This window comes from Candidatus Gorgyraea atricola, assembly GCA_030765235.1.
GTDB lineage: Bacteria > Omnitrophota > Gorgyraeia > Gorgyraeales > Gorgyraeaceae > Gorgyraea > Gorgyraea atricola.
In genome coordinates this window covers 75,160-96,843 of the sequence record JAVCCW010000001.1, presented here as the reverse complement: position 1 = coordinate 96,843, position 21,684 = coordinate 75,160, and the positions used below count along the sequence as shown (strand labels likewise).

At 40.7% G+C, this 21,684-nt stretch carries 16 protein-coding genes and 1 other RNA gene; all 17 read left to right on the top strand.

Translation table 11 applies throughout. From position 1 onward, the window contains the following. Positions 1-7: 7 nt before the first annotated feature. The 17 genes from P9L93_00435 to P9L93_00355 all read left to right on the top strand — a co-directional run bounded on the left by P9L93_00435 (position 8) and on the right by P9L93_00355 (position 21,619). Positions 8-1,366: a potassium transporter TrkG gene (locus P9L93_00435; GenBank protein MDP8229557.1), complete on the top strand. Its 1,359-nt coding sequence runs from the start codon at positions 8-10 to the stop codon at positions 1,364-1,366. Positions 1,367-1,376: 10 nt separating this feature from the next. After that, a complete protein-coding gene (locus tag P9L93_00430; protein MDP8229556.1) occupies positions 1,377-2,060 on the top strand; it encodes a TrkA family potassium uptake protein in 684 nt (227 codons plus the stop codon). A gap of 16 nt (positions 2,061-2,076) precedes the next feature. Further along, positions 2,077-3,087, top strand: a complete 1,011-nt coding sequence (gene pheS / locus P9L93_00425; GenBank protein ID MDP8229555.1) for a phenylalanine--tRNA ligase subunit alpha — start codon at positions 2,077-2,079, stop codon at positions 3,085-3,087. Positions 3,088-3,180: 93 nt separating this feature from the next. Continuing rightward, positions 3,181-3,639 (top strand): hypothetical protein, encoded by a 459-nt coding sequence (locus P9L93_00420; protein MDP8229554.1) that lies wholly within the window; start codon positions 3,181-3,183, stop codon positions 3,637-3,639. A gap of 18 nt (positions 3,640-3,657) precedes the next feature. Beyond that, a complete protein-coding gene (gene pheT, locus P9L93_00415; protein ID MDP8229553.1) occupies positions 3,658-5,721 on the top strand; it encodes a phenylalanine--tRNA ligase subunit beta in 2,064 nt (687 codons plus the stop codon). Positions 5,722-5,765: 44 nt separating this feature from the next. Further along, a non-coding RNA gene (ssrS, locus tag P9L93_00410) (6S RNA) lies at positions 5,766-5,951 on the top strand. Positions 5,952-5,960: 9 nt separating this feature from the next. Next, a complete protein-coding gene (locus P9L93_00405; GenBank protein ID MDP8229552.1) occupies positions 5,961-7,268 on the top strand; it encodes a replication-associated recombination protein A in 1,308 nt (435 codons plus the stop codon). Beyond that, positions 7,265-8,263, top strand: a complete 999-nt coding sequence (locus P9L93_00400) for a hypothetical protein (GenBank protein MDP8229551.1) — start codon at positions 7,265-7,267, stop codon at positions 8,261-8,263. Before P9L93_00405 ends, P9L93_00400 begins: the two co-directional genes overlap by 4 nt. A gap of 128 nt (positions 8,264-8,391) precedes the next feature. Beyond that, positions 8,392-8,844: an Rrf2 family transcriptional regulator gene (locus P9L93_00395; GenBank protein ID MDP8229550.1), complete on the top strand. Its 453-nt coding sequence runs from the start codon at positions 8,392-8,394 to the stop codon at positions 8,842-8,844. A 15-nt stretch (positions 8,845-8,859) separates the two neighbouring features. After that, a complete protein-coding gene (gene cysK / locus P9L93_00390; protein MDP8229549.1) occupies positions 8,860-9,786 on the top strand; it encodes a cysteine synthase A in 927 nt (308 codons plus the stop codon). A 40-nt stretch (positions 9,787-9,826) separates the two neighbouring features. Then, complete coding sequence (locus P9L93_00385) at positions 9,827-11,032, top strand: homocysteine biosynthesis protein (protein MDP8229548.1); 1,206 nt, start codon at positions 9,827-9,829, stop codon at positions 11,030-11,032. A 102-nt stretch (positions 11,033-11,134) separates the two neighbouring features. After that, a complete protein-coding gene (locus P9L93_00380) occupies positions 11,135-11,356 on the top strand; it encodes a NifU family protein (protein ID MDP8229547.1) in 222 nt (73 codons plus the stop codon). Then, on the top strand, positions 11,353-11,970 hold the full coding sequence (locus P9L93_00375; protein MDP8229546.1) for a redox-sensing transcriptional repressor Rex: 618 nt from the start codon (positions 11,353-11,355) through the stop codon (positions 11,968-11,970). Before P9L93_00380 ends, P9L93_00375 begins: the two co-directional genes overlap by 4 nt. Next, the gene (locus P9L93_00370; protein ID MDP8229545.1) at positions 11,967-13,232 is read left to right on the top strand and encodes an SLC13 family permease; all 1,266 of its coding nucleotides are present in this window, start codon (positions 11,967-11,969) and stop codon (positions 13,230-13,232) included. Before P9L93_00375 ends, P9L93_00370 begins: the two co-directional genes overlap by 4 nt. A gap of 197 nt (positions 13,233-13,429) precedes the next feature. Next, positions 13,430-15,406 (top strand): hypothetical protein, encoded by a 1,977-nt coding sequence (locus tag P9L93_00365; GenBank protein ID MDP8229544.1) that lies wholly within the window; start codon positions 13,430-13,432, stop codon positions 15,404-15,406. Between the two features lie 26 nt (positions 15,407-15,432). Then, positions 15,433-19,020: a hypothetical protein gene (locus P9L93_00360; GenBank protein ID MDP8229543.1), complete on the top strand. Its 3,588-nt coding sequence runs from the start codon at positions 15,433-15,435 to the stop codon at positions 19,018-19,020. A 10-nt stretch (positions 19,021-19,030) separates the two neighbouring features. Next, complete coding sequence (locus tag P9L93_00355; protein ID MDP8229542.1) at positions 19,031-21,619, top strand: helix-turn-helix domain-containing protein; 2,589 nt, start codon at positions 19,031-19,033, stop codon at positions 21,617-21,619. Positions 21,620-21,684: the final 65 nt, after the last annotated feature.

The window sequence follows — 21,684 nt, the reverse complement described above, 5'->3', positions numbered from 1 at the left end:
AGCTCTTATGCGTAAATTGAAACCGCCTCAGGTGGTGATATTTAGCTTTCTTATAGCAATTCTCATTGGTGCAGTGCTTTTGTCTTTGCCTCAGAGCTCTAGTGATGGCGAATCAATAGGCGCAGTGGATGCATTTTTTACTGCGACAAGCGCTACCTGCGTCACAGGGCTTATTGTAAAGGACACAGGCACTGATTTTTCTGACTTCGGCCGCTCTGTAATATTATTTCTAATACAGATAGGCGGACTCGGCATAATGACGCTATCCACATTCTTCGCGATTCTCTTGGGCAGAAAACTTACGCTTCGCGAAAATGTCGTAGTGAAGGGCGCGCTTGATCACCATTCTGTGCTAGGGCTAAAGACACTTATCCTGTATATTCTCGGGATAACGTTTTGTCTGGAGGCTATCGGCGCGGCGCTTTTGTATAATCGATTTGGCGACATCTATGCCTCAATCTTTCATGCTATATCTGCATTTTGCAACGCTGGATTTTCACTCAATGCCGCGAGTTTTGCCTTGTACAGGCAGGATGCGTATGTGAATCTCGTCATGATCGCCCTGATTATTCTGGGCGGTATTGGATTTATAGTGCTTATAGATATTCCAAAGATCTTCAGATGGGCTTTTCGAAAACTCTTTTTAGGGAGCAAGGAAGGGGTTAAACATCTTTTCGCAAAACTAAGCCTTCAGACAAAGATGGCTGTGAGTGTGAGTGCCGCGTTACTTTTACTGGGCGCAGCAGTTTTCTTTTTGCTCGAGAATCACCAGGTCTTGGATGGTCTTGGCCTGAAGGATAAAATCTTAACATCATTTTTCCAATCCACCACATCCAGGACAGCAGGTTTTAATACAGTGTCCATAGCTGATCTTGCAAGCCCGACGCTATTTTTCATTATTATATTAATGTTCATAGGCGCCTCGCCTGGTTCAACAGGCGGCGGCATAAAGACATGTACCTTCGGGGTTCTTTTAGCAGGCGCATGGAGCATGATAAAAAACAGGAATAATATACAGGGATTTAAAAGGACTATACCCCGGCCGATTTTCAGAAAGGCAGTGATGATAGCAGGTCTGGCTGTTACATGGATAGTGGGCTTTACTATGCTTCTAAGTTTTGTTGAGCGCGGGAACGAGGCAATGCCTAATTATTTTTTACAGATACTGTTTGAGGTTACTTCTGCATTCGGCACAGTAGGACTTTCAACAGGCATTACACCTATATTAAGCCCTGCGGGAAAATTCTTGATCATGATCACAATGTTTGTCGGGAGGATAGGGCCTTTGACGCTTGCGCTCGCAGTTGCGATGAAGGAACAGCAGATCATCTATAAATATCCTGAAGAAAAAGTCATGGTTGGCTAAGGAGGATAAAATGAGACAGTTCGCGGTAATAGGATTGGGCAGGTTTGGTTGGAGCGTGGCAAAGACATTGAGCGAAAAAGGCCATCAGGTGCTGGCTATTGATAAAGACGAAGAATTGGTGCAGGAGGCATCTGAGTTTGCAACAGAAGCAGTGCAGGTGGATTCTACAGATGAAAAGGCGCTAAAGGCTGTTGGCATAATGAATGTGGATGTGGCAGTAGTAGGCATAGGCACAAATCTCGAGGCCTCTGTTCTTACGACATTGATTTTAAAGGAGCTGGGCATCCAGCATGTTGTTGCCCGCGCAGTAACAAATGAACATGGCAAGGTCCTGGAAAAGGTCGGCGCAGAAAAAGTAGTGCTGCTCGAAAGGGACATGGGCGCAAGGATCGCGAATTCACTTACATCCCCGTCTATACTCGAACACATAGAGCTCTCGCCAGAATTCGGCATAATGGAAACAGTGCCGCCAAAGGAATTTATTGGAAAGTCCATCAGGGACATGGACGTTAGGGCAAAACACGGACTGAATATTATTGGCATACGGAGAAAGGACGCGGGCGCAGACGGCAAAGAAGACTTAAATGTGGCGCCAAAGGCAGATTATGTTGTTAAACAAGGAGATACTTTTGTAATTATAGGCTCGAACGAGAACCTGGATAAGTTCAAGAAGAAATATCATATAGAGAAATAAGGGGGAATGCATGAAGCTGTTAGAAAAACTGAAGACCATGGAAAAACTTGCCCTTAAGGAAGTCGTAGAGGTGGCCAATCTTGAAGAACTGGAAAAGATAAAGGTCAAGTATCTTGGCCGAAAAGGCGAGATCACCTCTGCCATAAAAGGCATAAAGAATGTCGCGAAAAAAGACAAGCCAAAGGCAGGGCAGTATATAAATGAATTAAAGGGTAAGATCGGCTCTTTATTGGATGAGAAGGAGCAGTCTTTCAGGGACGCAGAGCAGACGCTTTTTGAGATAAATGACACGACGCTCCCAGGTTTAAAAAGGGAGATGGGCCACGCCCACCCGCTTTTAAAGACCATGGAGGACATTATAGATATTTTTCTCAGGATGGGGTTTAAGTCTGTTATTACGCCAGAAGTGGAAACAGAATTTTATAATTTTGAGGCGCTTAATATTCCTAAGAAACATCCTTCAAGGGAGACTTTTCATACGTTTTATGTCGAGGGCGGGAGACTGTTGCGCAGCCAGACATCTACTGCGCAGATCAGGATCATGGAAAAGGAAAAGCCCCCCATACAGGTCATACACGCAGGCAAGGTCTACAGGCCAGATGCGGTTGACGCGAGCCACTCGTTCATGTTTTACCAGATAGAGGGATTCATGGTCGACGAAGGGATCGTGTTTTCTGATTTAAAGGGCATACTGGAGAAGTTTGCAAAGGAATATTTTGGCGACGATGTAAAGATGAAGTTCAGGCCGCACTATTTTCCTTTTACTGAACCCTCAGCCGAGATCGATATATCATGTTTTATATGCAAAGGCAAGGGCTGCAGGGTCTGTTCGCATAAAGGCTGGCTCGAGGTGCTTGGCGCAGGTATGATAAATCCAAAGGTGCTTGAGTTTGTGAAGATAGATCCTTCGAAATATACAGGGCTTGCGTTCGGCATGGGCATTGACAGGATTTGCATGTTAAAACATGGCATCGACGACATAAGACTCTTTTACGAGAACGACGTGAGGTTTTTGAAGCAATTTTAATAATCGCGGAACCACGCGGAAGCTAAAGTAGACAAAACAGTCACTGACTGATTTGTCTACTTTAGACGCGGAACTTACGCGGAAGGGGGAGTTATGAAGAGGATCTTTATAATATTTTCGATAATTTTATTTGCGATATTGTGTATGAATGTTATTAGTATCGCCGAAGAGATTACACTTACCACGTATTATCCTGCGCCGTATGGGGCGTATGATGAGCTTAGGTCAAAGAAAATAGCAATAGGAGATAATTATGCTGGTTCAGATTATTGCTGGGCGCCTGGTACATGCACAAATACAATCGACGCCAATGCCGATTTAGTAATAGAAGGCAATGTGGGCATAGGCACAACTGTTCCTGTACAGGCCCTGGATGTAACTGGCACAGTCAACGCTGATACTGTAAGCACCATAGTCTTTTCAGTTAGCGATACAGCAGGTTCTGTTTCAGTGGGTGCCTCTACAGGCTACTCAGGTGTCGTTACAGCGGGAAATGCGCCCAATCAAAAAACCTTTACAATCGTTAATGGAATTATTACTAATGTAATTTAATATTAAAGGAAGGGACTTATGCGAATTAGTTTAGATTGGTTAAAGGATTATGTTGACGTGAAAGGCGGGCCGGACAAGGTTCAACAGGCCCTTACCATGACAGGTCTTGAAGTCACTTCTGTCATTAATATAGAGAAAGACCACATTATGGATATAGAGATCACGCCTAACAGGCCTGATTGTCTGTCTGTTATGGGTGTTGCAAGAGAGCTTGCAGCAGCAATTGATAGCTCTCTAAAAGTGCCAGCGTCGATCAAAAAGGCCTACATGAAAAAAGGGTCTGGCCGCGGCTCTGCAAAAGTAGAGGTGTTAGATAAAAAGGCATGCCCCAGGTATGTAGGGTGCATTATAAAAAATGTCAAGGTAGGACCTTCTCCTCAGTGGCTTGTTGAGAGGCTCAATGCAGTGGGCGTTAGATCTGTGAATAACATAGTTGATATAACAAATTACGTGCTTTTTGAAACAGGCCAGCCTCTTCACGCATTTGATCTTGATAAACTGGAAGGCGGAAAGATCATTGTCAGAAAGACAAAGAAGGGTGAGTCGATCGTTGCTATAGACGGAGTCAAAAGAGAATTAGAGCCTGGTATGCTTATTATAGCGGATGCGAATTCACCTGTAGCAATAGCCGGCATAATGGGCGGAAAACATACAGAGATATCAGAAAAGACAAAAACAATCCTGCTCGAGAGCGCGTATTTTGATCCAGTCATTGTCAGAAAGGCCCAGAGAAAACTTAGTCTTGCCTCTGAATCGAGCTACAGATTTGAAAGGGGAGTTGATTTTGGCATGATCCTGGCTGCCAGTGTAAGGGCACAAGAGATGATCAAGGAAATCGCAGGTGGCAGGCTCAAGGGCACGCTGACTGATGTAGGCGGGAAGGTACTTAACGAAAAAGAGATCGAACTGGATATAGACGAGATCCCTCGGGTGCTCGGCATAGAAATAATCTCTACAGATATAATGGATATTTTTAAGAGGCTGGATCTGAACCCTGTAAAGAAAGGAAAATCGAAGATACTTGTAAGGTGCCCTTCATATAGGCAGGATCTGGAAAACGGCATAGATCTTATAGAAGAGATAGCAAGGCTTTATGGATATGACAAGATCCCTTCAAAGATCCCCGAATTTACAATACAAAAGACATATGAAGAAGAGAAAAAATCAGAACTTCTGCTGGCAAAAGAGCTAAAGAATATTCTTTGTTCTTTAAGTCTTAACGAGATCGTTACGTATACCCTTGCGAGTAGGTCCAGCATAGAGGCGCTTGGCATATCTTTGGATGGGCTAGTGCGTCTTCAAAATCCTTTGAGTTCTAACCAGGAGTTTATGAGGCCTAGTTTGATTTCAGAGATGCTCGAGGTTGTTAGCTGGAACCTTAACAGGGGCAATAGCCCGATACAGCTTTTTGAGATGAGCAAGATCTATCTCAAAGGTCAAGAAGCAGGAGAAGTATCAGAGAAGATGCGACTCTCTATCGGCATGTGTGGATCTACAAAAGGCAACTGGAAAGATAGGCCAAGAGACCTGGAGTTCTTTGACTTAAAAGGTGTCGTGGAGACCTTTTTACCGTCTATTGGTATAATGGATTATAAGATCGAGAAGGCAGAGTCTTTCATATTCAGGGACGAGATATCGATCTGTATAAAGATAGACAAGGACATAATCGGTGTTGCAGGAGAGGTGAAGCCAAGCATCGCCAGAAAGTTTGGCATAAAACAAAAGGTCTATCTCGCAGAGATTGACATGGAAAAGATATTGCAGTATGCCCAGCTTCAGAGAAAATTCATGGCATTACCAAGATATCCTTCCATCAAGAGAGACATCTCTATACTCGTGGATGATTCTGTAAGCGCGGAGGGCATATTCGATTTGATAAAAAAGCAAGGCAATGAACTGGTGAGATCAGTCGATGTCTTTGATCTCTATAAAGGTCAGCAGATCCAAGAGGGTAAAAAGAGCCTTGCTTATACAGTAGAATATCGTTCAGACGAAAAGACCCTGAAGGACGAAGAGGTCATCCAGATACACAAAAATATACAAGATTCGCTTGTCAAGGAGCTGGGCGCGCAGATAAGGTAAGGGGCGCCGAGTTGATTTATTCAGCTCTTTATGCTATAATATAGGTATCCCTGCAGCGCGCGCGGTGAAAAGGAAGTTTTTGAGCCAACACCATTAAATTGGGAGCCTAACGTTAGGTGTGGCTGTAGACCTGGTTCTTAGGAGCTAGGGAACACCAAACATCTAAGAGGGCACCCACTTGCTAAATGGGTTCAAAATACGGCCTTTCATGCGGCACTAGCGGGGATTTTTATTTTCTCATGCCTGATTTATTTGAATCCAAAAAAAAGAACGTGAAAAAATACGAGCCCTTAGCTGTGCGGATGCGGCCAAGGACTTTGGACGAGTTTATAGGCCAGACGCATATACTTGGCGAGGGTAAGCTTTTGCGAAGAGCAATAGATGCTGACAGGATCGCTTCTTTGATCCTCTATGGCCCGCCAGGCACAGGAAAAACTGCTCTCGCGCATGTGATCGCGAATATTACAAAGACATATTTTTATGAGATAAACGCTGTACTTTCAAATGTCCAGGAATTAAGGGATGCGATCAGGGCGAGCAAAGAGCGAGAACGAGCATCTGGCAAGAAGACCATACTTTTTATAGATGAGATCCACAGGTTTAATAAGGCGCAGCAGGATGTATTGATGCCGGATGTGGAGTCAGGCAATCCTGTATTGATAGGCGCCACAACACATAATCCATTTTTTAGTCTGGTTTCGCCGCTCATATCGCGATCAATAGTTTTTGAATTAAAGAAATTATCAAAAGAAAACATAATCAGCATATTGAAGAATGCCTTAGGAGACAAGGAAAGAGGTCTTGGGAAAATATCTATTAAGGTCGAACAGAATGTTTTGAATTTTCTCGCAGATGTGTGTGATGGTGATGCGAGAAAGGCGCTTAACGCGCTTGAAGTAGGCGCATTAACAATAAAGCCGAAATCAGGAATCGTAGATTTTAATATAAAGGTAGCAGAAGAGTCTATACAGAAAAAAGCAGTCCTGTATGACAAGGACGAAGACGGACATTATGATACGATATCTGCTTTTATAAAGAGCATGCGCGGCTCAGATCCTGACGCAGCGCTATACTGGCTCGCAAAGATGCTTTACGCGGGAGAGGATCCTCGGTTTATTGCGCGTCGCATTGTTATCTGCGCTGCAGAGGATGTGGGCAATGCTGACCCGCAGGCGATTGTAGTGGCAAACGCGGCCTTTCAGGTGGCTGAATTTGTGGGCATGCCAGAGGCAAGGATTCCTTTGGCGCAGGCTGTCTGCTATATTGCTTGCGCGCCAAAAAGCAATGCAGCGTACCTTGGCATTGAAAAGGCAATGAAGGATGTAGAAGCGCATAAGACGCTTGAAGTGCCAAAACACCTAAAGGATGCCAGCTATCCTGGCGCAAAGATATTAGGCCATGGCAAAGACTATAAATACGCTCATCAATATAAGGATCACTACGTGGACCAGGAATACATTCCAGATAAAAAAATTTATTACGAACCAACAGATATTGGGTACGAGAAAAAGATAAGAGAATATCTCGATCGATTGAGAAAAAGATGAATAAGAAAGCAGTTGCATTATTCTCCGGCGGATTAGATAGCATGCTTGCTATAAAGCTCATGCTTGAGCAGGATGTAGAAGTGCATGCACTTAATTTCCTGACTATATTCTGCACGTGTACATCTAAAGGCTGTATGCACCAGGCTACAAAAGCAGCAAAGGAATTAGGTGTGCCTTTAAAGGTAATGAATGTCACGAGCGAATATATGGAGGTCGTGAAAAATCCCAAACATGGCCGCGGAAGGGCCATGAACCCCTGTATTGATTGCAGGATCTTTACATTTAAAAAAGCCAAGGCTTTTATGGACGAGATAGGCGCGTCTTTTATCATAACAGGAGAGGTGCTCGGACAAAGGCCCATGTCACAGAGAAGGCATGCGATAGAACTGATAGAAAAAGAATCAGGGCTAAAAGGTTTGATCCTCAGACCGCTCTCTGCAAAATTATTTGAGACAACCCTGCCAGAGAAAGAGGGGGTTGTGGATAGAGAAAAACTCTTGGATATCCAGGGCAGAATGCGCGTAAAGCAGATATCTCTTGCAGAAGAATTAGGAATAAGCGATTATCCATGCCCTGCAGGAGGATGTCTTTTAACAGACAAGGGTTTTTCCAATAGGCTAAAGGATCTTTTAAAATATAAACCCAATTACGACCTTAGCGATCTCCATATCTTAAAAACCGGCAGGCAATTCAGGATAAATGCCAAGTCTAAGCTATTCGTTGGCCGCAATGAAAAAGAAAACGAGACACTTCTTTCATTTAGCCAGCCAGGCGACCATATCTTTGACGTAATAGACATCCCCAGCCCGATTGGCTTATTACGTGGTAGTGTTACAGAAGAAGCCATCACTCTTGCATCTTCTATTGTTGCCAGATATTCAGATGCTAATTCACATGCTGTAAAAGTCTCCTATAAAACCCTCCCATCCCAGGAATTAAAATCAATCCTTGTCCAAGCAGCCCCTGACCCCACGTTCTCAAGCCTCAGGCTTTAGGCCAAGGCGAAACCTCCGCCATGTAACATGGCGGAGGTTTCGCCTTGAAAAAAAGACTTGACAGAAAAAGAGATTGTGGTATAATCTCTACTAAGTCAATCAAGATTATAGAGATTAGGAGGTGCTGAATGAAGGTTAGCTATAAAGGTGATTATGCATTAAAGACCATGCTTGAACTCGCGCTTAATTATAATAAAGGTGTTGTTTCAATACAGGAACTTGCTAAGAAAGGCGACATACCAGATAAATTTTTAGAACAGGTACTTTTGACTTTAAAAAAAGGCGGCTTTGTAGATAGTAAGCGCGGCGTAAGTGGAGGCTATTTGTTAGCCAAGCCGCCTGAAGGGATTACAATAGGAGAGGTGATTAGATTTCTCGAAGGGCCTATAGAGCCTATTGCATGTTCTGGGAAAAAGAAATACGAAGAATGTAAGGATTTTAGAGATTGTATATTTAAGGATATATGGAACCAGATTTATACAGCAACGTCTTTGATCGTAGACACTATTACTTTTGCTGAGCTAGTTAGAAGGGCTGAGGCAAAGAAAAAAGAAAAAGCACCTTTAACATATAGCATTTAAAAAGGAGCCTATCTCATGTCAAAAATCTATAATAGCATCACTGAAACTATCGGGAATACGCCTCTTGTTAGATTAAATAAGATCACAAAGGATTCCGTGGCTGAAATCTTAGCCAAGATCGAGTCATTTAATCCTGCAGGAAGCGTAAAGGATAGAATCGGATTTTCTATGATAAAGGATGCCGAAGAAAAAGGCCTCCTGAAACCAGGCGCTACAATAATTGAACCCACAAGTGGAAACACTGGAATCGGCCTTGCATTTGTTGCAGCAGCCAGGGGTTACAAGCTCATTATTACCATGCCTGACACAATGAGTGTTGAACGGCGCCAGCTCTTGAAATTATTCGGCGCTGAAATAATACTGACCCCGGGCGATAAGGGCATGAAAGGCGCGATAGAGAAAGCAGAAGATCTTGCTGCTAAAACCAAAGGCGCATTCATCCCGCAGCAATTTAAGAACCCTGCGAATCCAAAGATCCATAGAGAGACTACTGCAGAGGAGATCTGGAATGACACAGATGGAAATGTAGATATATTGGTGAGCGGCGTAGGAACAGGGGGCACGCTGACAGGAATTGGCCAGGTAATTAAGCAGAGAAAAAAGGATTTTAAAGTCGTGGCTGTTGAGCCATATGATTCACCTGTTATTTCAGGCGGCAGTTCAGGGCCGCATAAGATTCAGGGAATAGGCGCTGGTTTTATACCAGATGTATTGGATAAGGGTTTAATAGACGAGGTAATTAAGGTTAAAAACGAAGATGCATTTTCCGCAGCAAGAACTCTGACAAAAGCAGAAGGTATACTCGCAGGAATTTCAAGCGGAGCAGCATTGCATGCAGCGCTTGAGATGGGAAAGCGCCCAGAGAATAAAGGTAAAGTCATAGTGGTTATATTGCCAGACACAGGAGAAAGGTATATAAGCACAGACTTATTTATAGACTAATTTTAATAATTTATTACAATAAAAAAGACGGAGGTCTAAGATGGCGAAGACGATTAAAGAAATCAATGAAAAGATAAAAAAAGGTCAGGCTGTAGTGGTTACAGCTGAGGAGATAATCGACCTTGTGGAAAAAGATGGTTTAAAAAAGACAGCTGAGCGCGTGGATGTTGTGACCACTGGTACGTTCGGCCCTATGTGCTCTTCAGGCGCGTATTTTAATATAGGTCATGCAAAGCCCAGGATAAAACTCGGCGGAGGCAAAACTACCCTGAATGATGTGCCACTCTATACAGGCTTTGCAGCTGTTGATGTATTTCTCGGGGCAACAGCATTGCCAGACGACGACCCTCAGAACAAAGTCTATCCAGGCGAGTTTAAATATGGTGGTGCCCATGTGATACAGGAACTTGTTGCAGGAAAAGATGTTAAACTTTCTGCTACCGCGTATGGCACAGATTGTTATCCGCGTAAGAAACTTGACACCCTGATAAACATAAAAGACCTGAACGAGGCAGTGCTTTTTAACATGAGAAATGTCTATCAGAATTATAACTGTGCAGTGAATCTTTCTGACAGGATGATTTACACTTACATGGGTAGTTTGCGTCCACAGCTCGGGAATGCCTATTATTGCTCAGCAGGTCAGCTTTCACCTCTCTTGAACGATCCGCATTACAAGACTCTGGGTATTGGTACAAAGATCTTTCTTGGAGGCGGAGAAGGTTATATTGCCTGGCAGGGCACACAGCATGCACCTACAGTAAAGCGTAAAGCAACAGGTATCCCACAGGCACCAGCAGGCACCTTAGCTGTAATAGGTGATTTAAAAGGCATGTCTCCGGAGTATTTGGTGGGTACGACATTTCAGGGGTATGGCGTTACGCTAACTGTAGGCATAGGTTTACCTATCCCTATATTGAATGAAGAAATCTGCAAATTCACAGCAATAAAGGATGAGGAGATCTGGACACAGATAGTTGACTATAGCGATGCATATCCGAATTGTAAACCAGGGAGCCTGGGTGAAGTAAACTATACTCAGCTTAAAAGCGGTACAATAAAAGTTAAAGGCAAAGATGTGCCAACAGGCGCACTCTCCAGTTATCCAAAGGCAGTGGAGATCGCTGAGACTCTTAAGACGTGGATTAAGAAAGGCGATTTCCTTTTAACAGAGCCAGTTGCACCCATACCAGGGGCAGAGAGCGGAGTTACCTTTAAGTCCTTGAAAGAGCGGCCAATAGAATAGAGGATTGTTGATAACCTGTGGATAATGTGGATAATGTGGGTACACGAGGTACAAAAAACTTAGAATTTTGTACCTTCTGTAACCAGCCAAAAAGGAGCTGTTATGCGAGAAAAAGTTGAGAAGGCAATAGAGAAGATAAGACCATTCCTGCAGCGCGATGGCGGAGATATTGAGTTAGTCGACATAGTGGATAATGTAGTAAAGGTAAGGTTAAAAGGCGCGTGCATGGGCTGTCCTATGTCGCAGATAACCTTGAAGCAAGGCGTTGAAAAGGCATTAAAAAAAGACGTACCGGAAATTGAAAAAGTAGAGGCAGTGGATTGAAAATCCCGTCATCCAGCATTCCAAGAATAGCGCTTTATTACAGAGCGCTTCTATCGCTAAAAGACACGCCTATAATATCCTCTCAGGAATTAGCCACTCTCACAGAATGTAGTGCTGCGCAGATCAGGAAAGACCTTACGTATTTTGGCCAGTTCGGAAGACCTGGAAGCGGCTACAACACTGAGGCATTAAAGCTAGAATTAAAAAAGATACTTGGCATAGACAGGACCTGGGATGTTGTGCTTGTAGGGGTTGGGAATCTGGGCTCTGCGCTTTTGGCATACAAAGGGTTTAAGAGCCAGGGTTTTAATATACAATACGCGTTTGATAATGATAAAAAAAAGGTGAACAAGGTAAAAGAAGGTGTTAAAATAAAAGATATAAGAGATCTGGGCAAAATTATAAAGTCTAAAGATATTAATATGGCTATTGTAGCTGTGCCGCAGGAGGTCGCGCAGGGAGCTATTGATGAGTTGATTTCCTCAGGCATAAAGGCTATCTTTAATTTCGCGCCTATCAGGCCCAAGGCGCCAAAAGATATAGAGGTATTAAATGTGGATCTCTCAATGGAAATGGAGAGATTGACATATTTTTTAAGGAGCAGCGTAAGATGAAGATTTTTGTAATAGTTACATTTTTGCTTACCTATCTTACGATAATTTTATTTAATCGCAAGCTTAACCCCCTGGTGTCAGTATTTAGCGGTATCGCGATTCTTTTAGTCTTCCAGGCGATTAGCGTAAAGGACGCATTTTTAAGCATAAATTTCAATGTGCTTGGCGTATTTCTCGGCACAATGATACTCTCGGGCCTGTTTATCTATTCCAATGTGCCTGGATTTCTGGCATCGCGGCTTGTTGGAAAGTCAAAAAATGTTGGCGCGGCAATTTTATTTTTGTGTCTCCTGGCCGGTTTTATATCCAGCTTTACAGAAAATGTAGCAACTATTCTGATAGTAGCGCCAATCGCCTTTGAGGTTGCAAAAAAATTAAAAGCAAATCCCATTCCTTTCTTAATAGGCATAGCCATAAGCTCAAATCTCCAGGGTTCAGCCACAATGATAGGCGATTCACCCAGTATAATCTTAGCCATGTCTCACCGCATGAACTTCATGGACTTTTTCTGGATGAAAGGAAGGCCTGGCATTGCATTCGCAGTCGAAATAGGCGCCATTGCCTCATTCATAGTGTTATACCTACTTTTCAGGAAATACAAACAGGGTGTCCAGAAGATAGAAGAGATAAAGATCAAGACATGGGTGCCCACCATTTTAATGACGCTCATGATTCTTTCACTTGGTGCATCAAGTTTTATCCAGAATAAGCCTTATTACAGTATCGCGCTTATATGTCTATTCTTTGGCGCTATTGGCCTTTTATGGCATAAGTTTTTTGCAAAAGAACATTTTTCTTTCACGAAGAACATAGACTGGCGCACATTTTTCTTTTTAATAGGCGTCTTTGTTCTTATAGGAGCGCTTTCTCATGTAGGTGTAATCCAGGATATCGCAGGATTTATATCAGGCCTAACAGGCGGCAATATCTTCCTGACATTTACTCTAATCGTATGGATCTCAGTCTTATGCTCTGCTTTTATTGATAATATTCCCTATGTTATAGCAATGATACCTGTTGCCAATATCCTTGCGCTCAATACAGGCGCAAGGCCAGAGCTATTCCTATTCGGCTTATTAATAGGCGCTACATTAGGCGGTAATATAACCCCTATAGGCGCCTCAGCCAACATTGTGTCAATGGGCATGCTCAGAGACAGGGGATACAAGGTCTCATTTGGCGAATTTTTCAAGATCGGCCTACCATTCACTCTAGCCGCAGTCACATCTGCCTACATCTTCCTCTACCTAACCTGGCGCTAAAGTAGACAAATCCGTCAGTGACTGTTTTGTCTACTTTAGGGATTGTTATTGACATTATTAGGGGCTTGTGTTAAAATGTTTATAAATCTATTATAATAGCATATAAGGAGCGTCTGGATAAAGTAAACCGTGGATCCTGACAAGCTTACAAGGCCGCGTTGTCTTATCTGACAGCTCGGCTTTTTTGTTTGTAGATTATGAAGAACTTTAAAAAACTCATCTCAACTCTAATATTAATAGTTATCTTAACCCACCAGCCAATCTATGCACAGAGTCTGCGCAATCCGCTTTGTGGGGGATCTCCTAGGATTGGAAAAGGTTGCCAGGAGGTAAACGCAGCTTCAAATAATACCCTCACGCTTGATAAGGGACTAGTAAATCCAAGAATCGAAACTTTTAGCTTGCTTCATGTGATCTTCGAAGCGAAAGTTCTTTCGAGAAAGGCCTTTACGACTAAGGCGTATCAAGATGCGTTTAATACGCTCACTAAAGGTAAAGAAATTTCTATAGCTGGAGCTTATCAACATCTAAAACGAGGAGTTAGGCAGGGCTGTCTTGAGAAAATAGGAGATATGTACAAGCTGACTGATGATGCAAAGGAGTTTCTCAGAATTTTTAATGAATTAAAAGAACATGCAGACATTTTAGAAAATAGACATCGCATCAGTGCACTGGACTATATAAATGTACTTAAGGTGTGTTTTTTTATAGGGAAAGAAGTAGCATTTTCAAAGCAGGATCCATTAGTGTTGTACAAGACAGTTATTGGAAATGGGATAGATACCAGGAGCGAGAACGGTATCAGTAATATGATAGGTCATTTTTTACGACAAGCAAAGGAAAAGGGACATATCATAGAGGCTGGTTATAAGAAATATAAGCTGACAACAAGAGGGATTAAATTCGCAGCAAAAGAATTCCCCATAAAAGGCACATTTATCATGGAGGAGATAGGGAGAAGGATTCCACAATCTACCAGCTCAGATCTTTATTTGGTATTGACAAAGGTGCTGGATCTTTTATGCGAGCACGACACTTTGGCATATCAAGATATGCGATCTCTATTGCCGAACATTGAGAGGAGATACATCGTAGAAGTTGTTGAGAAGATTTCTGAGAATCTTGGAATTATTCTGTCGAAACATGATGGAAGATATTATAGATTTAGACTTGATGAAGAAATAAGGAACAGACTTAATAAGTCAAAAAAAATATTGAAAAAGTTCCCTTTTGATTCTGTAAATAAAACTTCTATGAATGGAAAGTTTAGAGACCTTTATTTCGAGCTATACAAGCCAGGACTCCTAGAGGACAGTTCTATATTGGGAAAGATGTCCGAAAAATCAGCAGATTTATATATAGAGTTATATTTGACATTAAAATATATGCACGCCTGTAATATTGCTGACAGAGAAGTAATTTTTAAAAAGAAGCTAATGAATATCAAGAGAGCAGATGCTGGATCGCTACGCCTCATCAGTAATTTTTTAAAAGTAGATCCAGATGGAGAGCGGGATTATTGTAAGCGTAGGCTTAAAAAAGAAATATATAAATTATTGCTAAATCGTCTTTATAGTGGAACAAATGGGGAACTAAAGCCAGTAAAGGTTATTTGCTTAGATGGGTGGATTGTGCCTCCAGGCACCAAGAGATCTGACCTCCCACGTTTTATTATTAGTCAATATAAACTCCCACCCTTTAAAGAACTTGATATTGCCTGGATAAAGAAGAGGAGATTAGGAATAAAAAAGAATATAAAAAAATCTAACAGCAAGATTACTAAACAACTTTTCTGTAAAGACTTAGGTTTTGAAATAAATTTGTTAGATGATGGAGGCATGATGGAGAAATTTATTAGCAAGTCAGATCTTTTACCATTGAAAGAGAGAGATGTGATCACGATCTTTAATGAGTTAAGGTTTGGCGTAGTCCATAATACGCTCATTGTAAATTATAATATAAATCTTTTAAATTTTCTTCATATCTATGCTTTCAAACCTTATATGAAAGATTATACATGCTGGGCCAAGAGATTTTTGGATTACGATGGCTTCACAGAGGCCGCAGCGAACTTGATTTACAAGATAGAACAAAACTCAGGAAGAGCTATACAATTAATAAAGAGAATGAAACAATTAATAAGACCTAATAGAAGATGTAGCATTTTTATTTAAGATGCCTCGGGCCTGAATATAAGCTTATGCAAAACACAAAAAAACTCATCTCAACTCTAATATTAATAGTTATCTTAACCCACCAGCCAATCTATGCGCAGGGTCTTAGGTCTCGTCTTTTAGCAAGCAATGAAAAAGGCAGGAAGATATTAAAAAAAGGTCTACTTTATCAGGCAATATATATTGGACTAAAAAACCTTCAAGCGAAACCTAATTTAGTACGTGAAATATCCAAGGCATGGATTGAGGTGAATAGATATCATGACCCTAGCTGGTATAACTCTATAAAAAACAAGACATTAAGCTCTTTAAAAAATAGTTATTTAAGCTTAGACCCAAACAATGGGAAATACACAGATGATAATATCCTAGTCAATGATATCTGGAGTTTGATATTTGAGCATAAACTTAGAGACGTAGAACCTGACAATGAACTTTTAAAACAAGGCTATTCTATTATTGAAACAAACCCTGAGCTATTTTCAGACTTTAATCGCGATGGCGCACTTACTAATCTGGCTGGTGTCGTAGAGACTGTGAAGAAACGTCTACCTGTACAGCGCCTACTAGAGCGATTGCAGATAGAGGACGTAAGTGACCTATGGAAACAAGATGTTGTGTTTAAGTTTCTTAATGACAAACGTAAGCGCATTGCCTTGAATAAGTTATTAAGGGCAAAAGATAAGGGCGGGTTAGGAGAAGAGCATAGCGCATTAAAAGCACATCTCTGGAACCTTAAACTCCAGCATGCCTTTGGTGGACAGGTTAACTATGTTGATTTCGAAGAATTGCCACGGGGCCATAAGGGCAAGATCCAATATCTAAAAGAACAAGGGCATGTTGTGTTGCGCGGTAGATTTAAAGGATCCCCCGCTCTTAAACTAGAAGAGTATGGTTTTTTGTTTAATCCAGACAAGTATGCACACCAGGAGTACGAGGTAGAATGGGAAGACGGCATCCCGCGAATGATTTTGTTTAAAAAAGACGGACTAACAATAGCTGCAGAGGAGTTTTTGCCTATCATTGGCATTGACGAGAAAGGCAAGCGTAGCGTTATACGTGTCCACAGAGGGGCAATTGATAGCAAGGAGTTTCAAAAATATTGCACTGATCCTAAGTATAAAAAGATCGTAGTTCTAATAAATAGCGGATTGAGTAATGGGGGCATACAGTTTGCAGTAACAGCGACAGGACGTTTTAGATTATTAACAAATCCAGATGAACGATGCGAGCTTATAACCTACTATCCTGACACATTGTTTCATAAGGTCTTTTCTCTGGAGTCTGAGTTTTCTTCTCCTCTTGGTAGAGTTAGGAACAAAGAGATTCGAGAGACGGTCTTTGGTTTTTACTATCTTGGGAAAGAAAAGTTTAATCAACTCAACGTAGAGCATGGGATAGAAGGTCTAAAGCTAAATAGCTCTGGAAATCTATTCTTAGCAGGGAAGAGACGTGTGGAGTTTGGCCTCAAGTGTGCCGACAAAGAAGCAAGAGTTACTGAGATTCAACATTTTAATGGGAAATCGATTGTTAAAGAGGCAGAGGTATTGGATGAACATGGCGAGGTGATGGCTAAAAAAAGACTATCAGCAATGTTTAAACTGGCTAAAGAAGCAAAGACTGCTTTTGAAAAAGGAAATTTTATCAACGCCTTTAAAGAAGGAGGTTTTGTCTGTATGTTTGATGGTAGCAAAGCCTCTAAGAGCATTAATAAACCGAGAGGGCTAAAATCGTGTCTTATTATAGATTTACCTGTTCCAGAAAGTGAGATATTATATTGGAACATTATAGATTTAAAATGTCATTTGCCTGGCTTAGCTGGGGCAAGGATTGATGTTTTAGTTATTGATGGCGAGGCAAAACTTCTAAGGCTTGTAGAGGATAAAAAGAATCGACCACTTCTGGATAAATATGGTTTGCCGGTTATTATAGATATGCAGGGGGATATACTGGAGCAGTTTGTGGAAAAAATCGAATTCGATTTTGAGCGACAAGAAGAGATCGTGCAGTCCTTATTTAATAAGGGCATGCAGTATATGAAGAAGGGTGCGCTATCAGATGCTGCACGGAGATTAAAGTGGGCCAAAAAATATTGGGCTTCACCTATGGATATGGAGCTATTCTTTCAGATTTCAAAGGTATTGAAAGAGACAAACTACAAATTAAGTCAGATTCAGATGGCCAGGAGATATAGGATTCTTACCCCAGAAGAATATCTTGATAAAGCACAGTTTAATCTGCAAAAAGGTTCGTACAGATCGGCGCAGCGAGCTATCAATAATGTTTTTGAACAGTTAGAGTTTGGAGAACACATAGATGAGACTATCATTAAAGACGCTCAGGATCTTAAATATGCTCTAGAGCTAGCTATTGTTGAAAAAATACAAGAGTTATTAGAAAAAGCAGAGATCAAGTTAGACATAAGCCAGCTTCCTAGATCAGCATTAAGCTCTTTTAAGAAGGCACAGGTGCTCTTAGAGCTTACAGAAGGAGAATACCCAATTCTTAGAGAACGCATAGAAGATGGGATAAATGCTGCAGAAGAAGAGAAAAATTATCTAAAGCGTAAAAAGACAATGGTATCCAGCACAGAGTCTCCCCTAAAGTACATCCTAGATGATTACAAGAAGCCAAAGAAGGGCTTAGACATTGAAAAAGAAGCTCGTCTAATAGAAAGAATCATAAAAGGCGATATAGAGGCCAGGGATGAGTTTGCAGAAGCACACTTCTGGCTAATCATAGAAGAGGTTAAAAAATACACCTGGGTTTCAGACCCAGATGGCTATTGGGGAGACAGGTATTTCAGTGATCTCTTAAATGACGGTATTTTCAAACTATATGGAATTATAGGAGAATGGATTGGAGAATACCAGGAATTTACTAAATATTATAATACATTATCATATAGAGGATTTGTCTATGACCAAGACCAAAGTTTTAGAGAATACCTTAAGGCTGAACTTAATATAAAAAAAACATGGAAAATAAACTACGAGCCAATGCTAAAAGGCGCAGTAGTTATGACTGATGAAGAAGATGATTATATAATCGACCCTGCTTTACCCTTGACAGAGAAGCTGCGTGGCAAAAAGACCAAAGGCCATGGAGAGGGATTAGAGCTGCTTAATACCTCTATCAGAAGAACGGCAAAGGCTCAAAAAGAAAAACTGGAAAGAAAGATAATAGGAAGGATTAATCTCTTTAACTCTTGGCTAAACCAAGCCTGTTACTGGGGCAAGCGTTTTGGCAGAATATTTGACCAGCTTTCAACACAAAGAAAGATTATCCTATGGGCACTGTGGAGTCAAGACCCTCTTAAAGAAGAAGAGCTAGATGATACATTAGAGACATTGGCATGGATTCTACACCTGCGCACAAGTGTTGATAATCCAGTAGACTATATACAAAAGGAATTTGACAAAGCAAGAACACAGCTCTCAAAAGAGATGGACAGGCGCCAAAAAAGAGACATCCGCCTTTTAGCTCCATCAACAAAAGAAGAAAAGTTTGAAATAATGAATGAAATAATGGAAGAGATGCTCCTTGAAGAGATTGAAAAATTTGACTTAGGCGAGCAGAAAAAATCCAGAGTTTATCTAGAGGTATGCCCATAGAGATATGTATATGCAAACATCAAAAAAACTCATCTCAATCTTAATATTAATAGCTATCTTAACCCACCAGCCAATCTATGCACAGAGTCTGCGCAATCCGCTTTGTGGGGGATCTGATAGATTTGGAAAGGTATATTTGGAGCTCTCTGCTTATGATGATAGGATAGCAGTGCATCTCTTAAAAGTTATTGCATCAGCAAATATGACTAATGGGGAATTTTCTGAGGATGAATTCGAAAAGGCTCTTAATCTATTTTATAGGGACAATTATAATGATGCTCGTCATAATGACCCAAACCACAAACATTACTTAAAACATGGCATTGAAGTCGGTATCCTTGTGGCATTGCCAAGCAAAAAGTATATAGTAACTGAACCTGCGAAACAATTGATAATCGCCCATCAAAATTCCAATACTTTTTTTAGGCTTTTATTGAATGTAGATTATCTAAATACAGTTAAATTGTTTACTCTTATAGGAGAAAAAGAGAGAAGCTTTAGTCGAAAACAGGTATTTGACATATGCAGTCGTATAGATGGGGATTATGCATTTAAAAATGAGACTAGATTGAAGAGTTTTTTACAACAGGCTAAAGACGTGGGACATATAATAAGAATCGAGCATGGACTTTATCGATGTTCACCAGAGCTGATAAAACTAACTGAGGCAAAACTTCCATTGAGGGGGATTTTAGATTTTGAGAAGCTGGAACAGCATAGGCATATTATCGATAGAGTGTTTAATGGCCAAGATGACTATCTAGTGCAGGACAAAGATCAAGATAGCTATTTAATACAAGTTTTGGACTTGCTGCATAAAAATGAAAAATGGCTTGGCTTTAGTGAAATATGTGAAGGTATTTTTGGAAAATCCAACGGCAGCATAGCGTCAGGAAGACGAGAAGAGCTAAAACAGGCTTTATATCTACTAGTAGATAAGCTCGAGATTATTTCCGAGAGACATTTTGGTTATGACGGGCTAAAGTATTCATTGGACAAAAGGGTTAAAGAAAAGTGCAGTTACTTAAAGGATGTTTTAAGTAACTATTCTACTGGAGATTTGATGAGATCAAAAGAGAGGCTTTTAGAGGCATATGTAGCCCTTGGTAGTATCATAGGAATAAAGAAAAATAGTACATTAACTAGTATGGCAGAAGATGCAAAGAAACTGTACACCATCTTATATCTGATATTAAGGTTTTATTGCAAAGAGGGATTTTTGGAAGCATACAATAGGACCTTTAAAGCTGAAATGGAAAAGACAAAGACACGTGAATTAAAAGGTATCTTAGAATATCTAGAGGATGTAGAAAATATGGATGGTGTCGAGATCAAAATTTTTAGCGAGATAAAGCAAAAATTACATATTAAAGAACCGCCCAAAGGAAATAGTGAAATTACGAATATCAATAGGGATAAAGAAGAAATAAAAAAAGAAATTACTCAGCTTGTTTTTGTAAAAATGGAAGAACTTTTAAAAATAAGTAACCAAGAGAATAATGTAGACTGGATAGCGTTTTGCAGATGGATGGCAGAAAGAATGGGCACCCATGGCAGCATCCTTGCCAGAATAGATAAAAATTTGAAAAACAAGACAATGTTAAAAAACCCTTTTACAGAAGAAAGCATATTATTAAACTTGAATGATCAGACAATAAAAAAGCTTTCGAAAGAAAAGATAACCACAAGACTTATGAGCAGGCTAGAGCTTTTGAATACAAGTCCGAAGAGAGTGAAGCTGCATATAGATTTAATAAAGGCGCTTTTGCATCATGCTTCAGAGAGTCATATGAAGAGATATTTAAAAGATATTGTTAAATTTGAGAGTCAGAATATATCTAAATTACAATGGTATGCAAAACTACTCAGGTTGTTTATAGAAGGGAACATATCTTTTGATGAATCGTTTGAAAGAGAAGCCATTCTCTATTATTTAGCTCAGACAGATTGGCATATAAGGAAGGCAGCCGATTTATCAGGTATCCCACTACGAACTTTGCATATGCGCATAAAAAGGCATAAATTGAATCAACTAATCAAAGATAATAAGGATGAGTTGTATAGGACAAAATTGATCCGCGAATATCGTAGTAGCGGATGTAACGTTACTAAGACAGCCATAGCAATGCATCTTGCTAGACGTACTGTAAGAAAATTGTTAGTCAAGTATGATATTCGTGACAAGCTTGATAAAGAAGCTAAAGAAAGAAAGAAAAAGGGCGAAGAAGAAGAAAAGGAGAAATTAATTCTTGCTATAAAGGATGGCGATAAGAAAATTTCACTTTCAACTTCGAAATATAAATTGCGTAAATATAACCTAAAGACCCTTTTTCTCCAGAAATGCATTGAGAAAGGAGGAGGCAACATTATAAAAACAGCTAGTTTGGCAGGTTATTCTGAAAAAGGTGTAATTAACTTAAGGACTGTACTGCGAGAACATAAGTTATTGTCTTATTTTGAACAATTAGAGGAGGAGTGGTTGAGGTCTTTGGTACTCTCGGTAGATATGCAAAAAGAGGCTTGGCTCATGTCAGGGCTAAAGCTTTCATATTTTGATAAAAGATTAAGAGATTATAATTTGACAAGGAAGTGTTTGTAGCAGAAGACAATAAATCCACGGCACCTACTGGCGGCTTGGACCTGTTTTCGCCACGGTTAATGGGC

Bases quoted from the DNA above. Each gene is read 5' to 3' on its own strand.
- P9L93_00435 (MDP8229557.1), top strand. From the start codon at position 8: ATGCGTAAATTGAAACCGCCTCAGGTGGTGATATTTAGCTTTCTTATA.
- P9L93_00430 (MDP8229556.1), top strand. From the start codon at position 1,377: ATGAGACAGTTCGCGGTAATAGGATTGGGCAGGTTTGGTTGGAGCGTG.
- P9L93_00420 (MDP8229554.1), top strand. From the start codon at position 3,181: ATGAAGAGGATCTTTATAATATTTTCGATAATTTTATTTGCGATATTG.
- pheT (MDP8229553.1), top strand. From the start codon at position 3,658: ATGCGAATTAGTTTAGATTGGTTAAAGGATTATGTTGACGTGAAAGGC.
- P9L93_00405 (MDP8229552.1), top strand. From the start codon at position 5,961: ATGCCTGATTTATTTGAATCCAAAAAAAAGAACGTGAAAAAATACGAG.
- P9L93_00400 (MDP8229551.1), top strand. From the start codon at position 7,265: ATGAATAAGAAAGCAGTTGCATTATTCTCCGGCGGATTAGATAGCATG.
- P9L93_00395 (MDP8229550.1), top strand. From the start codon at position 8,392: ATGAAGGTTAGCTATAAAGGTGATTATGCATTAAAGACCATGCTTGAA.
- cysK (MDP8229549.1), top strand. From the start codon at position 8,860: ATGTCAAAAATCTATAATAGCATCACTGAAACTATCGGGAATACGCCT.
- P9L93_00385 (MDP8229548.1), top strand. From the start codon at position 9,827: ATGGCGAAGACGATTAAAGAAATCAATGAAAAGATAAAAAAAGGTCAG.
- P9L93_00380 (MDP8229547.1), top strand. From the start codon at position 11,135: ATGCGAGAAAAAGTTGAGAAGGCAATAGAGAAGATAAGACCATTCCTG.
- P9L93_00370 (MDP8229545.1), top strand. From the start codon at position 11,967: ATGAAGATTTTTGTAATAGTTACATTTTTGCTTACCTATCTTACGATA.
- P9L93_00365 (MDP8229544.1), top strand. From the start codon at position 13,430: ATGAAGAACTTTAAAAAACTCATCTCAACTCTAATATTAATAGTTATC.
- P9L93_00360 (MDP8229543.1), top strand. From the start codon at position 15,433: ATGCAAAACACAAAAAAACTCATCTCAACTCTAATATTAATAGTTATC.
- P9L93_00355 (MDP8229542.1), top strand. From the start codon at position 19,031: ATGCAAACATCAAAAAAACTCATCTCAATCTTAATATTAATAGCTATC.